Consider the following 13,751-nt stretch of genomic DNA (forward strand, 5'->3'; position numbering starts at 1 on the left):
CATGAACCTGCGCCTGCCAGTAATTGCGAGTCAGCCGGAAATTCCGAACGCGCGCAGGTCGGGTGGGCTCCGGGCATGGCCGTGCTAGCCTCAGTGGCTGCATCAGGCCGGAGCTGCTGCCGCATGTCCCTCGTCGCCGCGTTTCGCCAGCTCGACAGCCGCCAGCGGCACACGGTGCTGGCCAGCTTCCTGGGCTGGACCCTCGACGCCTTTGACTTTTTCCTGCTGGTCTTCGTGATCGGCAATATCGCCAGCGAGTTCGGGACCGAGCCGAAATCGGTCGCCTTGAGCATCCTGCTCACGCTCGCGGCGCGGCCCATCGGGGCACTGCTGTTTGGCCGCCTGGCCGACCGCTTCGGTCGGCGGCCCGTGCTGATGGTCGACGTACTCCTGTTCTCGGTGCTGGAGCTGGCCTGTGCCTTCGCGCCTTCGCTCACCGTGTTGCTGGTGCTGCGCTTCCTGTTCGGTATCGCGATGGGCGGCGAGTGGGGCATCGGCGCGTCGCTGGTGATGGAGTCGATCCCGGCGTCGTCGCGCGGCGCGGTGTCCGGTCTGCTGCAGAGCGGCTATCCCTGCGGCTACTTCCTGGGGGCACTGGCTTACTGGCTGGTGTTCGGGGTGTTCGGCTTCGGCTGGCGCGCCATGTTCGTCGTTGGCGCGCTGCCTGCGTTGCTGGTGCTGTACCTGCGCGCCAAGGTGCCGGAGTCGCCGGTGTGGGAGGCGCGCCGCCAGGCCGGGGAGTCCCGCCATGCGCTGCATGCGATGCGCGGGCACTGGAAGCGGCTGGTGTACATGATGCTGCTGATGGCGGCGTTCAACATGTTCAGCCACGGCTCGCAGGACATGTACCCGACCTTCCTCAAGTCGCAGCTGCACCTGGGCACCGGCGAGGTGACCCTGCTGACCATGCTGCTCAATGCCGGGGCGATCGTCGGCGGCCTGTTCTTCGGCGCCTGGTCGGAGCGGGTCGGGCGACGGCGGGCGATGGTGGTGGCGGCGCTGCTGGCGCTGCCGTGCATCCCGCTGTGGGCCTTCGGTGGTTCACTGGTGCTGCTGGGGCTGGGTGCCTTCCTGATCCAGGTGATGGTGCAGGGCGCGTGGGGCGTGGTGCCGTCCTACCTCAACGAGATGTCGCCGGACGACGTGCGCGGCACGCTGCCCGGCTTCGCCTACCAGCTCGGCAATCTGCTGGCCGCCAGCACCGCCTATGCGCAGGCGTGGCTGGCCGAGGCGAACGGTGGCAACTACGCCGTGGTGATGGCGCCTTGGATGGCCGCGGTGGCGGTGCTGCTGGCGCTGCTGGCCTGGCTTGGGCCGGAGGTGCGGGGCGTGCGCTTCGGCGGGGGACAGGCCTGATACAATCGCCCGCTTTGCACGACCCGAAAGAGACCGACATGAAGGCTGGCAAGGACAAGGTGATCTCGCTGCACTACACCCTCACGGTGGACGGCGAGAAGGTGGAAAGCTCGCTGGACGGCAACGAGCCGCTGTGGGTTCTGCTCGGCCACGGCCAGCTGATCCCGGGGCTGGAGAAGGCGCTGGAGGAGCGCGAGGCGGGCGAGTCGTTCCAGGTCGAGGTGCCGGCGGCGGAAGCCTATGGCGAACGCCAGGAAGGCCAGACCCAGCGCGTGCCGAAGAAGTACTTCCAGCAGGCGAACAAGCTCAAGCCGGGCATGGCCACGACGCTGGCGCTCAAGCAGGGCGGCCACCGCGTGGTGGTGGTGCAGAAGGTCGGCATGACCACGGTGGACGTGGATCTGAACCACCCGATGGCCGGCAAGACCCTCACCTTCGATGTCACCGTGAACGAAGTGCGCGAGGCGACCGAGGAAGAGATCCAGCACGGTCATGCGCATCCGCCGGGCGGTGCGGCCCACTGAGGCCGGCTATTCCGCGAGACAAGAACGGCGCCCCGGGGGCGCCGTTTCTCTTTGCGGCGAGGGTGGCGACCGGGTCAGTCCAGCAGCCGCTTGCCGAACTCGAAGTGGTCGCGCCAATAGGGGCCGTCGATATCGTCCAGCCGCACCGTACCGCCGCTGTTCGGCGCATGCACGAAGCGGCCCTTGCCGACGTAGACGCCGACATGGCTGACGTCGCCGCGGCTGCCGAAGAACACCAGGTCGCCGCTGGCCAGGTCGGTCATGTGCCTGATCTTGCGCCCGTCCATCGCCGCCATCTCGCGCGAACTGTGCGGCAGCAGGATGTCGGCGGCGTGGCGATAGATGTAGTCGACCAGGCCGCTGCAGTCGAAGCCGGATTCCGGCGTGTTGCCGCCCCATTTGTAGGGCGTGCCGACCAGCGCCATCGCGCGGAACAGCACATCGTTGGCGACCTGCGCGGTGGCCGCCGAGGGTGCGCGTGCGGGCAGGTCGGCGAGGTCGGAGTGCGATGCCTTGAAGGTCGGCTCGCGGCGGTGCGGCGCGCTGGAGCAGGCGGCCAGTGCAAGGCATGCGAGCGCGCCGAGCGCCCAGCGACCGGATGGCCGTGCGGGGTGATTTGGCGAGGCGGTGGTGAGTGGCATCATGCGGTAGGCCCTTACCTGGATGGCGTGAGCCTACCAAAGGCATCAAAACACTTTCAAATCAGTGCTTTTTTGCATATTCCGAAGCCTTTTTCTCGGCTTCGGCCTTGCTGGTCGGCGTGGGTAATTCATCCAGCGCGAAGTTGACCGGAACCTGCGCGTAGCTCTCGATGGCGTGGCCGCCGCGCATGGCCGGGTTGAAGTGCCATTGCATGGCCGCCTCGCTGGCGGCGGCGATCAGGTTGCCGGACGTGGTGCTGCTCGCCTTGGGGTCGTAGTCGACCTGTTTCACCGAGCCGTCCGGGTTGACCAGGATCTTGAGCATCACGGTGCCTTGCTCCTTGTTCGCGATGGAGGCTTTGGGATAGTGCGGCTGCACGCGGGCGTTGAAGGCCAGGTCCTGAGAGGCGCCTGCCGGTGCCCGGGCCGGGGGCATGGTGCGTGCCGCCAGGGCGAGACCGGTGCCGGCCAAGGCCAGGCCGAGCGTGCCGGCAATGCGAAGCGGGGTGCGGGTGCGATGGCGTCGGATCATGGTCAGTCGTTCCTTCAGCTGCGGCTCGGCGAGCCAGGGGGTCAGCACCGGCGCAACGTCCATGCCGGTACTGGAAAGCAGGGTGCGTGCGTAAGCGGTGGCATCGGTATCGTCCGAGCGCAGGGTGCGCTCGTCGCAAGCCAGCTCCTGGTCGAGGCGGAAGCGGGGCAGAGCCAGCCACGCCAGCGGGTGGAACCACAGCAGGGCCACGGCGATCTCCGCCAGCAGCGTCCACAGCGGATCGAGCCGGCGCAGGTGGGTGCATTCGTGGGTGAGCACCATCCGCATGCGCGCCGGGTCGCTGTCGCGGGTGAACTCGGCCGGCAGCAACACCAGGCTGCGTGGTGCCCACAGCACGGCCGGCCCCTGCGGGTGCAGGCGTAGCCGGCGTAGATCCAGTCCCGGGGCCACCTCGGCCACCCGCGCCCGCAGCGACGGCGGTGCCGGCTGGGCCGCGCGACGCAGCCGGGCATAGGCGATGACCAGCCGCAGCAGCGTGAGGGCAGCCCCGGCGGACCACAGCAGCAGCCAGGCGTCGTGCGTGCGGGGCGTTGTCGCGAGTGCGGCGGCAGCGCTCGCGCGGGCACGCGCCAGCACCGGCGCAAGCGCGTACGCCGGCATCGCCTGCATCGGCAGCCACGACACGAGTGCGAGCAGCAGCGGCCACAGCCACAGCGTGAAGGCCGGACCGGCGCCCAGCAGGCGCCGTACCGGCCGGCGCAGGACGAGCGCGATGGCCAGTCCCAGGGTGACGTCGAGTAGGACCGTGGCCATCTCAGCGCACCTTGCGCTCGATGGCGTCGATCAGCGCACGCAGTTCGGCGATGTCCTTGTCGCTGAGCTTTTCGTGGCGGCTGAAATGCGCCAGCAGGGGTGCTACGCGCCCGCCGAACACGCGGTCGAGCAGGCTGCGGCTCTCCTGCGACTGCCACTGCTCGCGGCTCAGCAGTGGCCGGTACAGATAGCGACGCCCGTGGCGGTCGGCAGCCACCGCCTGCTTGCCGAGCAGCCGGTTCAGCAGGGTGCGGATGGTCTTCTCGTGCCAGCCGGTATCGGCCAGCGCGGCGACGATCTCTTCCGAGCTGCGCGGGGCCTGCTCCCACAGCACGGCCATGACCTGGCTTTCGGCGTCGGTGATGTTCGGGATCGCTGGGTTCATCGACTCGCCCTCAAGGATTACGAATGTAATTCGAAGTGAAATTACATCTGTAATTTGATGGACGCAAGCGTTCTTTCCCCGGATCCACGGGGCGGGGGCCGCAGGGACCGGCGGGGAGCCGTGCGTTCGAGTTGCTGCGGCCCAGGCTCGGGAGCGGCAAGGGTGGCGGTTACACTGACACGATGGATATCCCGACCTTCACCCTCGAGCGCGGTACCGCGCCGCTGCTGATCAGCCTGCCGCACGACGGCAGCACGATTCCCGACGACATCGCCGCACGCATGCATCCCCCGGCCCGGCGCTCGGTTGACACCGACTGGCACGTCGGCCAGCTCTATGCGCCGCTGGCCAAGGCGTTGGGCGCGAGCCTGCTGCGCCCGACGATGTCGCGCTACGTGGTGGACCTCAACCGCCCGGCCGACGGTCACGCGCTGTATCCGGGGCGGCGGGAGACCGGGCTGGTATCGACCATCGGCTTCGACGGCACATCGCTCTATCCGGATGGCAGCGAACCCGATGCCGACGAGATCGGCCGGCGGGTCGATGTGTTCTGGCGTCCCTATCACCAGGCGCTGCAGGACGAGCTCGCGCGGCTGAGGGCCGAACATGGTCGTGTCGTGCTGTGGGAGGGCCACTCGATCCGCAGCGTGGTGCCGATGCTGTTCGACGGGCGCCTGCCGGACTTCAACCTGGGTACCGCCGACGGGGCGAGTTGCGGTGAGGCGCTGCAGCAGCGCCTCGCCGACCGACTGGCGGCCCAGGACACCTACACCCACGTTGTGAACGGGCGTTTCAAGGGCGGTTACATCACCCGGCAATACGGCCGGCCGGACGAGGGGGTGCAGGCGGTCCAACTGGAGCTGGCGCAGTGCAACTACATGGACGAGGAGACGCTGGACTACCGACCGGAGCTGGCCGTGCCGGTGCAGGCGCTGATCGGCGATCTGCTGTGCATCTGCATCGAGGTCTGAGCGATGGCGCTCAGGCCGGCTCGCCGACCCGCTGCGTCAGGCGCTCCAGCGCGTCGTGGTAGGTGGGCCAGAGCGACTCGTGGCTGCGGATGTGCACGCCCAGGTCGTTCATGTGGCCGTTGGTGAGGCTGTAGCACCAGGCGTGCACGGTCAGGTTCTGGCCACGCTCCCAGGCGTCCATCACCATCGTGGTGTGGCACACGTTCACCACCTGCTCGAGCGCATTGAGCTCGCACAGGCGCACGTTGCGGTCGATCATGTTCTGAAGTCCGGTCAGCATCTCGTTGTGCTTTTGGGCGACATCGCCGACGTGGCGCAACCAGTTGTCGACCAGCCCCATCCGGCGCTGGTCCAGCACCGCCTGAACGCCACCGCAGCCATAGTGGCCAACCACGATGATGTGCTCGACCTTCAGCACGTCGACGGCGAACTGGATCGTGCTCAGGCAGTTCAGGTCGGTGTGCGAGACCACGTTGGCCACGTTGCGCTGAACGAAGATCTCGCCCGGCGGCAGGTCGACGATCTGGGTGGCCGGCACGCGCGAATCGGAACAGCCGATCCACAGGTACTTGGGCGACTGCTGCCCGGCCAGCCGTTCGAAAAAGGCGGGGTCTTCCTCGCGGACGTTGGCCGACCAGCGGCGGTTGCTGTCGATCAGGTCCTGCAGCGGATTGTGACTCATGGATATTCCTGGGCGGGCGCGCCGAAAGGCGGGACGCCCTGCGCATGGGCCGCCATGGTAACCCGAGCCGGACGTGTGCTCAGCGCTGGCAGTGCGGACAGGCGTAGAACGGTCGGCTGGCCACCATCGATTTCTCGATCGGCGTAAGGCAGCGCTCGCAGGCCTCGCCAGCGCGCTCGTATGCGCGGAAGCGGAACGGGGTGTCCTGCAGGTGCCCGGCGCCGCGACGGCCGCGGGTGCGGTACGAGCGGCGGGGCAGGTCGAGGATCGCCTCGGCCAGCAGGGCACGCTCGGTGTCGTCCAGGTCACAGGGGCGGCGGTTGTGGTCCAGTCCGGCCTCCCACAGGATCTCCACCCGCAGGTAATTGCCCAGTCCGGCGATGAAGGCCTGGTCCAGCAGCAGTGTGCCGAGCCGGCGCCGGGCGAAGCGCGGATCGCGCAGCCTCGCCTCGACCGTGCCTGCCTCGAGCGAGGCATCGAGCGCGTCAGGTCCGAGCCGCTGCAGTAACGGATGCTCATGCACCTGTGCGGTCGGCCACATCTCGATGTCAGTGGCGCTGTACAGCAGGATCGCCTTGCGCGACGTCTCCAGCGCCACTTTCAGGCTGCGCCCGGTGGTTGGTCGCTCTCCGGCAGCGGCCACGCGCCAGATGCCATAGAGCTGGTTGTGCGAGTAAAGCGTGAGGCCATTGTCGAAACGGGTGAGCAGGGCTTTGCCGTGCGGCGTGATGGCCTCGATGCGGCGGCCGGCCAGTGTTTTCTCGTGGCGCTTCAGCGCCGGAGGGGCAAACCAGGCCCGCACGAGCGGTTCGCCGGCCACGGCCTTGGCCAGGGCATCGGCGGCGCGTCGGATCTCGGGGCCTTCCGGCATGGCGTCAGTTCAGCGCGCGGGTGCGGCCGCCATCGACCGGGATGCTGGTGCCGTTGATGTAGGCAGCGGCAGGCGTGCAAAGAAAAGCGACCATGGCAGCCACCTCCGATGCCTCGCCGAAGCGGCGTGCCGGCACCGACGCGGCCAGTTCGTCGGCGATCTCCTCGAGCGGACGCCCCGATGCAGCGGCCTTCGCCGCAAGCAGGCTCTCCAGACGTGCCGTGCGGGTATAGCCGGGCAGCACGTTGTTCACGGTGATGCCTTCGGCGGCGAGTTCGCCGGCCAGCGTCTTGGCCCAGCCGGCCATGGCCGCGCGGATGGTGTTGGACACGCCCAGGCCGGGGATCGGCTCTTTCACCGACGTGGAGATCACGTTGACCAGGCGACCGTAGCCTTCCGCGCGCATGCCGGGCAGCACCGCCTGCAACAGCGTCTGCGCGGCCAGCACATGCTGCCGGAAGGCGGCCTCGTACGCGGCGCGATCCGCTTGATGCGCGCTGCCACCGGGCGGGCCGCCGGTGTTGTTGACCAGGATGTGCACCGGGCCGGTCACCACCAGTGCCGCGGCCGCTTCCGCCAGCGCCGCGGTGTCGGCCATGTCCACGGCGCGCCAGTCGTGCTGCTGGCCGTGCTGGCACGGTAGCGATTGCGCCAGGGCTTCGAGCGTGTCCGCCGAGCGTGCCAGCAGACTCACGCGCGCTCCCAGTTGGGCCAGTTCGACCGCCGTGGCACGCCCGATACCCTGCGAGGCTCCGCACACCAGTGCGTGTCGTCCTTCCAGGCTCAGATGCATCGGATGCCTCCGGGTGCGGTCAGCGAGTGATCCAGCGCAGTGCGAAAGCGGCGATCAGAAAAGCCCAGGCCAGCAGGGGAAGAATCCGCCACAGCCGCCGCCAGCGGTTGAGCACGGGATCCTCCAGTGCGGGCATCACCGGCGAGCGCAGCGCATTCTGCAGGCGCATCCAGCGCATCGGCGTGCTGACCGCGAGCCCCCGCTCGTCTTGCGCGATGATTTTCCATTTGTCCGGATGCTGTTGGCGCAGGCGGCTGGCTAGCCGGCCCAGTGCCACATAGTGCAGCAGGAAGCTGGCCACACCGGCCAGCAGCAGACCCAAGTAGAGGAGGCCCAGCGGCATCAGGGGGCGCTCCCAGTCCAGTGGCTGGGCAGCGTGCTCAGCGTCTTGAGCAGACCGTCGCCCTTGGGCGCCTCGCCACAGACGGCCTGATCGACGGCGGTCTTGTAGCCATCGTTCATCAGCCCGACCCAGATCGTGCCATCCGGCCCGTGCGGGATCTTGAAGCTCCCCTTAGACGTCATGTTGACCGGTGCCTCGGCCGAGAAGGCCGCGGGCGACTGCTCCCAGTAGGTGTTGCCGGACTGCTGGTCGGACGAGGAATAGATCACCAGGTAGCGGGCCTTCGGGTTGTCGATGGTGGTGCTGCCGAATGCGCCGGTGGTGGATTTGCTCCAGCCCATGTATTCGCACAGCGGGATGTCCTTGCCGTCGATCGGTTGGAACGCCTCGTCGAGCACGACCGTGGTCGGGGCGAACAGGTAGGCCGAATGCAGCCAGCGACCGTTCAATTCCGACTTGATCGCCACGCGGTAGGGCATCTTCAGGTCCGGCGGCAGCTTGAATGCGAGAAAATGGCTGCGCACACCGTTGAGATTGGCCACCGGGCTGTTCGGGCCAAGCTGGAATTTCTTCGGCCGCCAGGGCAGCAGGGTGCCGTACGAAAAGTCCGCGAAGCTGGTGCAGCAGGGCGTGGCGTCCTGCAGGTGCTGCTGGGCCAGCTTCAGCGCGTCGCCGGTGTCGGTCGGCGGGCGCAGGTTTGGCGGCACGAATACCTTGGCGCTGTGGCACGCGCCAAGGGCCAGGCACAGGCCGAGGGCGACGAGCAGGGCAGGGATTTTCAGCAGCACGCGCATGCTTGGAGACTCGCGAAAGGTCAGAACTCGGCCGAACCGGCCACACGGGGGTAGGGGATGGCATCGCGGATGTTGGACAGGCCGCAGACGTAGACCAGCAGGCGCTCGAAGCCCAGGCCGAAGCCGGCGTGCGGCACGGTGCCGTAGCGGCGCAGGTCGCGGTACCAGCTGTACGTCTCGGCATCCAGGCCGAACTTGGCCATGCGCGCGTCGAGGTAGTCCAGCCGTTCCTCGCGCTGGCTGCCGCCGATGATCTCGCCGATACCGGGTGCCAGCACGTCCATCGCCGCCACGGTCCTCTCGTCGTCGTTCAGGCGCATGTAGAAGGCCTTGATCGCCTCGGGGTAGTTCATCACGACCACGGGACGGCCGATATGTTTCTCGGCGAGGTACCGCTCGTGCTCGGTCTGCAGGTCCACACCCCAGGCGACCGGGAACTCGAACTTCTGGTCGGCCTTCTTCAGGATCTCGATGGCGTCGGTGTAGTCGATGCGCTCGAACGGCTGGGCGATGAAGTTTTCCAGGCGCGAGACGGCCTCCGGCAGCACGCGCTCGGCGAAGAACGCCATGTCGTCGGCGCGCTCTTCCAACACCGCCTTGAAGATCGCCTTGAGGAAACCCTCGGCGCAATCGGCGTCGGCAGCGAGGTCGGCGAAGGCGATCTCCGGCTCGACCATCCAGAACTCGGCCAGGTGGCGCGGCGTGTTGGAGTTCTCCGCGCGGAAGGTCGGGCCGAAGGTGTAGACCTTGCTCATCGCCAGGCAGTACGCCTCGACGTTGAGCTGGCCGGATACGGTGAGGAAGGCCTCGCGGCCGAAGAAATCCTTGCGGAAATCGATCTTGCCGTCGGGCAGACGCGGCAGGTTGGCCAGGTCCAGGGTGGACAGCCGGAACATGTCGCCGGCGCCCTCGGCGTCGGAGGTGGTGATGATCGGCGTGTTGATCCAGAAGAAGCCCTGTTCGGTGAGCCAGCGGTGGATCGCCGTCATCATCGTGTGGCGCACGCGGGTCACCGCGCCGAACAGGTTGGTGCGCGGCCGCAGGTGGGCGACCTCGCGCAGGAATTCCATGGTGTGCGGCTTCGGCTGGATCGGGTAGGTCAGCGGGTCGTCGACGAAGCCGGTGACCTCCACCGTCTCGGCCTGGATCTCGAAGCGCTGGCCCTTGCCCTGCGACGGCACCAGGGTGCCGGTGACGATCAGTCCGGCACCGGTAGTCAGGCGCTTCACGTCGGTCTCGTAGTTGGCGACCTGGTCGGTGACCACCGCCTGGATCGGGTCGAAGCAGGAGCCGTCGGTGAGGTTGACGAAGGACAGCCCGCCCTTGGACTCGCGGATGGTCCGCACCCAGCCTCGCACGGCCACCTTCCGGCCGGCCTCGACCTGGCCGGAAAGGGCCTGCTTCACGCTGCACACCGTCGCGCTGACCAACGCCATGGATTGAAACTCCTGCTGCCGCGCCGCATCTGGACGCATGAACTGTGGGAAGAGATGGCCGGGCGGGATGCCGACGGGATCGGAACCGGCCAAACCTGCATGATAATGTAGGTTCCAACGGACCCGCGAGCCTTTGCCGGTCGCCACGTAAACGGTTGCACGCCATGACGATTTCCATCACCCCCGCTGCCAGCCAGCGCATGCGCCACTTTCTCGACCAGAAGCCCACGGCGCCGGGCGTGCGCTTCGGCGTCAAGCGCACCGGCTGCTCCGGCTTCGCCTACGTGGTCGATCTGGCCGACGCGGTGGCCGCTGACGACCAGGTGATCGAGATCGACGGTCTGTCGGTGGTGGTCGACGCCAAGAGCCTGCCGCTGGTCGACGGCACCGTGATCGACTTCCAGCGCCAGGGGCTCAACGCCAGCTTCGTGTTCCACAACCCCAACGCCACGGGCGAATGTGGCTGCGGCGAGAGCTTCACGGTCGGCTGAGCGGCCCCGGCGGCTTGCCGCCGTTTCCCCTTGAATCAATCGCTTGCGGTCGCCGCCGGGCGCACCGTACAATTCCGCTTCTGTCCAGAGCACAAAGGCTCCGGGCGGAACCTTGCCTCACCGCATCGACGGGAGGCTGCCAGGCCTGAAAAAGGCCGCATCCACAAGGAGTTACCCAACAATGACCCTGCGTCATTACGAAGTTGTGTTCCTGGTCCACCCTGACCAGAGCGAGCAGGTGCCGGCGATGATCGAGCGCTACAAGGCGCTGATCGAGGCCGACGGCGGCAAGATCCATCGCCTGGAGGATTGGGGCCGCCGCCAGCTGGCCTACCCGATCGTCGACCTGGCCAAGGCGCACTACGTGCTGCTGAACATCGAGGTCACCCAGAACGCGCTGAACGAGCTCGAGTCGGGCTTCCGCTTCAACGACGCCGTGCTGCGCCACCTGTGCATCCGCCGCGACGAGGCCGACACCGAGCCGTCCTTCATCCTGAAGTCGAAGGAAAAGGACGACGCCAAGGGTTCGCGTCGCCGTGACGACGACAACGACGGCGACGACCGCCGCGGCAGCCGCGACAACGATCGCGACAGCGACGACTGATCAGGAGCACACAAGCCATGTCCAAGTTCTTCCGCCGCCGCAAGTTCTGCCGCTTCACCGCCGAGAAGGTGAAGGAGATCGACTACAAGGATCTCAACACGCTGCGCCAGTACGTCACCGAGAACGGCAAGATCGTGCCGAGCCGCATCACCGGTACCAAGGCGCGCTACCAGCGTCAGCTGGCGACCGCGATCAAGCGCGCCCGTTTCCTGGCCCTGCTGCCGTACACCGACAACCACGACGTCTAGTCGTATCCCGCGTGTCGGGCTCCGGTCCGGCGCGCGGGCGCTCACTCTTCGGACAACCGTCCACGGCTGCGCCGGGCCACACCGGTGCTAACGAAAGGAAAAAACCATGGAACTGATTCTTCTCGAGAAAGTCCGCAACCTCGGCAACCTTGGCGACAAGGTCAGCGTCAAGCCGGGTTACGGCCGCAACTACCTGCTGCCCCAGGGCAAGGCCGTGCCGGTCACCGCCGCCAACCTCGAAGCTTTCGAGAAGCGCCGTGCCGAGTACGAAGCCAAGGCTGCCTCGCAGCTGTCGGGCGCCGAAGGCCGCAAGGCCAAGCTGGAAGGCGCCGAGGTGACCATCGAAGCCAACGCCAGTCCCGAGGGCAAGCTGTACGGCTCGGTCGGTCCGCGCGAAATCGCCGAAGCCCTGCAGGCCGCCGGCCATGACGTGCACAAGAACGAAGTGATCCAGGGCGAAGGCCCGATTCGCAACACCGGCGAGTACGAGGTCGTGGTGTCGCTCCACGCCGACATCCAGACCACCGTCAAGGTGATCGTGGTCGGCGAGAAGTAAGCCCACCCCTCCCGGGTTTGCAAACGGGCGCCGCGAGGCGCCCGTTTTCGTTGGCGGCCGCCGGATGGCGGGCGTTGCCGGGCCGGGTTATCCACGGCTGGCCACAGCTTATCCACAGGCTGGCCACAGACTTGTTGTCTCGTTCCGCGCGACGCGCCCGCGTATGCTGGTTCGTCAGTACCCTTCGCCTGCGCGCGTCACCCGCGCGGCCGTTCCCTTGTGAGGTATCGCTCCATGTCCTTCGTTCCCGAGCGCAAAGGCCAGCGTGCGCCCAGCATCGAGTCGCTGCGCGTGCCGCCGCACTCCATCGACGCCGAGCAGGCGGTACTGGGCGGTCTGATGCTGGCGCCCGACGCGCTGGACAAGGTGGCCGACCGGCTTTCCGAGGGCGACTTCTACCGCAAGGACCACCGCCTGATCTGGCGCGCCATCACCGAGCTGGCGAACAAGGGCATGCCCTGCGACGCGGTGACCCTGGGCGACTGGTTCGAGGCCAATGGCCTGGCCGAGATGGTAGGTGGCGCCAGCTACCTGGCCGAGCTGGCCAACACCACGCCTAGCGCGGCCAACATCGGCGCCTACGCGGACATCGTGCGCGAGAAATCGATCCTGCGGCAGCTGATCGATGCCGGCGTGGCGATCAGCGAGGACGGCTACTTGCCGGACGGCAAGAGCGTGCAGGAAGTGCTGGAAAGCGCCGAGCAGCGCGTGTTCAAGATCGCCGAGTCCGGCTCGCGCGGCAAGAAGGATTCGGTGTCCATGCGCGAGGCGGTGAAGGACGCCTTCCGCCTGCTGCACGAGCGCTACCAGAACCGCGGCCAGCTCACCGGCATCTCCACCGGCTTCAACGACCTGGACGAGCTCACCTCGGGCCTGCAGCCGTCGGACCTGATCATCGTCGCGGCGCGTCCCTCGATGGGCAAGACCGCGTTCTCGGTGAACATCGCCGAGGCCGCCGCGTTGCGCGGCAAGAAGGCGGTGGTGATCTTCTCGATGGAAATGTCTTCCTCGCAGCTGGCGCTGCGCCTGATCTCCTCGATCGGCCGCATCCATGCCCAGCACCTGCGCAATGGCGATCTGGAGGAGGAGGACTGGCCCCGCGTCACCAACGCCATCGCGATCCTCTCCGAGGCGAAGATCTTCATCGACGACACGCCGGGCCTGTCGCCGGTGGAGCTGCGTTCGCGCGCGCGTCGCCTGCATCGCGAGCACGGCGGCCTGGGCCTGATCGTGATCGACTACCTGCAGCTGATGCAGGTGCCCGGGAACAAGGAGAACCGCGCCACCGAGATTTCAGAAATCTCGCGTTCACTCAAGGGCCTCGCCAAGGAGTTGAACGTGCCGGTGATCGCCCTTTCCCAGTTGAACCGCTCGTTGGAACAGCGAGCCGACAAGCGTCCGATGATGTCCGACCTGCGCGAGTCGGGCGCCATCGAGCAGGACGCGGACGTGATCATGTTCATCTACCGCGACGAGTACTACAACAAGGAGTCGCCCGACAAAGGCCTGGCCGAGATCATCATCGGCAAGCAGCGTAACGGCCCCACCGACACGGTGAAGCTGACCTTCCTCGGCCACTACACCAAGTTCGAGAACTACGCGCCGGACTCGTTCGTCGGGGCGTTCGATTGACGGCAAGCCAGCAAGCATCGGGCGTCCGGGTGGGGCGCGCCGTCATGTCCCACGCTCCCTCTCCCTCGAGCCCGGCCCGGGGGAGAGGGTCGGGGTGAGGGGGAGGCCGCTGCTCTGT

17 protein-coding genes are annotated in these 13,751 nt (G+C 67.4%); 8 read left to right on the forward strand and 9 right to left on the reverse strand.

The window, feature by feature from the left end:
• The first annotated feature begins 123 nt into the window (after positions 1-123).
• Both NC595_RS10555 and NC595_RS10560 read left to right on the forward strand, forming a co-directional pair.
• Positions 124-1,356: an MFS transporter gene (locus NC595_RS10555; RefSeq protein ID WP_253566269.1), complete on the forward strand. Its 1,233-nt coding sequence runs from the start codon at positions 124-126 to the stop codon at positions 1,354-1,356.
• Between the two features lie 38 nt (positions 1,357-1,394).
• Complete coding sequence (locus NC595_RS10560; protein WP_253566270.1) at positions 1,395-1,880, forward strand: FKBP-type peptidyl-prolyl cis-trans isomerase; 486 nt, start codon at positions 1,395-1,397, stop codon at positions 1,878-1,880.
• 74 nt (positions 1,881-1,954) lie between these two features.
• On the opposite strand, the gene NC595_RS10565 is transcribed toward NC595_RS10560, so the two are convergent.
• The 3 genes from NC595_RS10565 to NC595_RS10575 are packed head-to-tail and all read right to left on the reverse strand — an operon-like array spanning position 1,955 to position 4,212.
• Positions 1,955-2,524: a C40 family peptidase gene (locus NC595_RS10565; RefSeq protein ID WP_253566271.1), complete on the reverse strand. Its 570-nt coding sequence runs from the start codon at positions 2,522-2,524 to the stop codon at positions 1,955-1,957.
• Between the two features lie 58 nt (positions 2,525-2,582).
• A complete protein-coding gene (locus NC595_RS10570; RefSeq protein ID WP_253566272.1) occupies positions 2,583-3,827 on the reverse strand; it encodes a M56 family metallopeptidase in 1,245 nt (414 codons plus the stop codon).
• Between the two features lies 1 nt (position 3,828).
• Positions 3,829-4,212, reverse strand: coding sequence for a BlaI/MecI/CopY family transcriptional regulator (locus NC595_RS10575; RefSeq protein WP_253566273.1), 384 nt, complete (start codon positions 4,210-4,212; stop codon positions 3,829-3,831).
• Between the two features lie 182 nt (positions 4,213-4,394).
• Between NC595_RS10575 and hutG the strand changes: the two genes are divergently transcribed.
• The gene (gene hutG, locus NC595_RS10580) at positions 4,395-5,183 is read left to right on the forward strand and encodes an N-formylglutamate deformylase (RefSeq protein WP_253566274.1); all 789 of its coding nucleotides are present in this window, start codon (positions 4,395-4,397) and stop codon (positions 5,181-5,183) included.
• A 10-nt stretch (positions 5,184-5,193) separates the two neighbouring features.
• On the opposite strand, the gene can is transcribed toward hutG, so the two are convergent.
• The 6 genes from can to asnS form a co-directional block, all read right to left on the reverse strand.
• Positions 5,194-5,865: a carbonate dehydratase gene (can, locus tag NC595_RS10585; protein WP_253566275.1), complete on the reverse strand. Its 672-nt coding sequence runs from the start codon at positions 5,863-5,865 to the stop codon at positions 5,194-5,196.
• A gap of 79 nt (positions 5,866-5,944) precedes the next feature.
• Complete coding sequence (nei, locus tag NC595_RS10590; protein WP_253566276.1) at positions 5,945-6,736, reverse strand: endonuclease VIII; 792 nt, start codon at positions 6,734-6,736, stop codon at positions 5,945-5,947.
• 4 nt (positions 6,737-6,740) lie between these two features.
• The gene (locus NC595_RS10595) at positions 6,741-7,529 is read right to left on the reverse strand and encodes an SDR family oxidoreductase (RefSeq protein WP_253566277.1); all 789 of its coding nucleotides are present in this window, start codon (positions 7,527-7,529) and stop codon (positions 6,741-6,743) included.
• A gap of 19 nt (positions 7,530-7,548) precedes the next feature.
• On the reverse strand, positions 7,549-7,872 hold the full coding sequence (locus tag NC595_RS10600; RefSeq protein WP_253566278.1) for a hypothetical protein: 324 nt from the start codon (positions 7,870-7,872) through the stop codon (positions 7,549-7,551).
• Complete coding sequence (locus NC595_RS10605) at positions 7,872-8,666, reverse strand: MalM family protein (protein ID WP_253566279.1); 795 nt, start codon at positions 8,664-8,666, stop codon at positions 7,872-7,874. The genes NC595_RS10600 and NC595_RS10605 overlap by 1 nt, the downstream gene beginning before the upstream one ends.
• A 20-nt stretch (positions 8,667-8,686) precedes the next feature.
• Positions 8,687-10,102: an asparagine--tRNA ligase gene (gene asnS, locus NC595_RS10610; protein ID WP_253566280.1), complete on the reverse strand. Its 1,416-nt coding sequence runs from the start codon at positions 10,100-10,102 to the stop codon at positions 8,687-8,689.
• A 164-nt stretch (positions 10,103-10,266) separates the two neighbouring features.
• Between asnS and NC595_RS10615 the strand changes: the two genes are divergently transcribed.
• From NC595_RS10615 to NC595_RS10635, 5 genes are all read left to right on the forward strand, one after another.
• A complete protein-coding gene (locus tag NC595_RS10615; RefSeq protein WP_253566281.1) occupies positions 10,267-10,593 on the forward strand; it encodes a HesB/IscA family protein in 327 nt (108 codons plus the stop codon).
• A 181-nt stretch (positions 10,594-10,774) separates the two neighbouring features.
• Positions 10,775-11,197, forward strand: coding sequence for a 30S ribosomal protein S6 (gene rpsF / locus NC595_RS10620; RefSeq protein ID WP_063671958.1), 423 nt, complete (start codon positions 10,775-10,777; stop codon positions 11,195-11,197).
• A 17-nt stretch (positions 11,198-11,214) separates the two neighbouring features.
• Entirely contained in the window at positions 11,215-11,445 is a 231-nt protein-coding gene (gene rpsR / locus NC595_RS10625; protein ID WP_017462785.1) for a 30S ribosomal protein S18, read from the forward strand.
• Positions 11,446-11,551: 106 nt separating this feature from the next.
• Positions 11,552-12,001, forward strand: coding sequence for a 50S ribosomal protein L9 (gene rplI, locus NC595_RS10630; protein ID WP_253566282.1), 450 nt, complete (start codon positions 11,552-11,554; stop codon positions 11,999-12,001).
• A 234-nt stretch (positions 12,002-12,235) separates the two neighbouring features.
• Positions 12,236-13,633 (forward strand): replicative DNA helicase, encoded by a 1,398-nt coding sequence (locus tag NC595_RS10635; RefSeq protein WP_253566283.1) that lies wholly within the window; start codon positions 12,236-12,238, stop codon positions 13,631-13,633.
• Positions 13,634-13,751: the final 118 nt, after the last annotated feature.

The sequence above is a fragment of the Dyella lutea genome (assembly GCF_024158035.1).
In the GTDB taxonomy this organism is placed as follows: domain Bacteria; phylum Pseudomonadota; class Gammaproteobacteria; order Xanthomonadales; family Rhodanobacteraceae; genus Dyella_A; species Dyella_A lutea.

Coding starts and splice junctions, on each gene's coding strand:
- NC595_RS10555 (WP_253566269.1), top strand. CDS start 124: ATGTCCCTCGTCGCCGCGTTTCGCCAGCTCGACAGCCGCCAGCGGCAC.
- NC595_RS10560 (WP_253566270.1), top strand. CDS start 1,395: ATGAAGGCTGGCAAGGACAAGGTGATCTCGCTGCACTACACCCTCACG.
- NC595_RS10565 (WP_253566271.1), bottom strand. CDS start 2,524: ATGATGCCACTCACCACCGCCTCGCCAAATCACCCCGCACGGCCATCC.
- NC595_RS10570 (WP_253566272.1), bottom strand. CDS start 3,827: ATGGCCACGGTCCTACTCGACGTCACCCTGGGACTGGCCATCGCGCTC.
- NC595_RS10575 (WP_253566273.1), bottom strand. CDS start 4,212: ATGAACCCAGCGATCCCGAACATCACCGACGCCGAAAGCCAGGTCATG.
- hutG (WP_253566274.1), top strand. CDS start 4,395: ATGGATATCCCGACCTTCACCCTCGAGCGCGGTACCGCGCCGCTGCTG.
- can (WP_253566275.1), bottom strand. CDS start 5,865: ATGAGTCACAATCCGCTGCAGGACCTGATCGACAGCAACCGCCGCTGG.
- nei (WP_253566276.1), bottom strand. CDS start 6,736: ATGCCGGAAGGCCCCGAGATCCGACGCGCCGCCGATGCCCTGGCCAAG.
- NC595_RS10595 (WP_253566277.1), bottom strand. CDS start 7,529: ATGCATCTGAGCCTGGAAGGACGACACGCACTGGTGTGCGGAGCCTCG.
- NC595_RS10600 (WP_253566278.1), bottom strand. CDS start 7,872: ATGCCGCTGGGCCTCCTCTACTTGGGTCTGCTGCTGGCCGGTGTGGCC.
- NC595_RS10605 (WP_253566279.1), bottom strand. CDS start 8,666: ATGCGCGTGCTGCTGAAAATCCCTGCCCTGCTCGTCGCCCTCGGCCTG.
- asnS (WP_253566280.1), bottom strand. CDS start 10,102: ATGGCGTTGGTCAGCGCGACGGTGTGCAGCGTGAAGCAGGCCCTTTCC.
- NC595_RS10615 (WP_253566281.1), top strand. CDS start 10,267: ATGACGATTTCCATCACCCCCGCTGCCAGCCAGCGCATGCGCCACTTT.
- rpsF (WP_063671958.1), top strand. CDS start 10,775: ATGACCCTGCGTCATTACGAAGTTGTGTTCCTGGTCCACCCTGACCAG.
- rpsR (WP_017462785.1), top strand. CDS start 11,215: ATGTCCAAGTTCTTCCGCCGCCGCAAGTTCTGCCGCTTCACCGCCGAG.
- rplI (WP_253566282.1), top strand. CDS start 11,552: ATGGAACTGATTCTTCTCGAGAAAGTCCGCAACCTCGGCAACCTTGGC.
- NC595_RS10635 (WP_253566283.1), top strand. CDS start 12,236: ATGTCCTTCGTTCCCGAGCGCAAAGGCCAGCGTGCGCCCAGCATCGAG.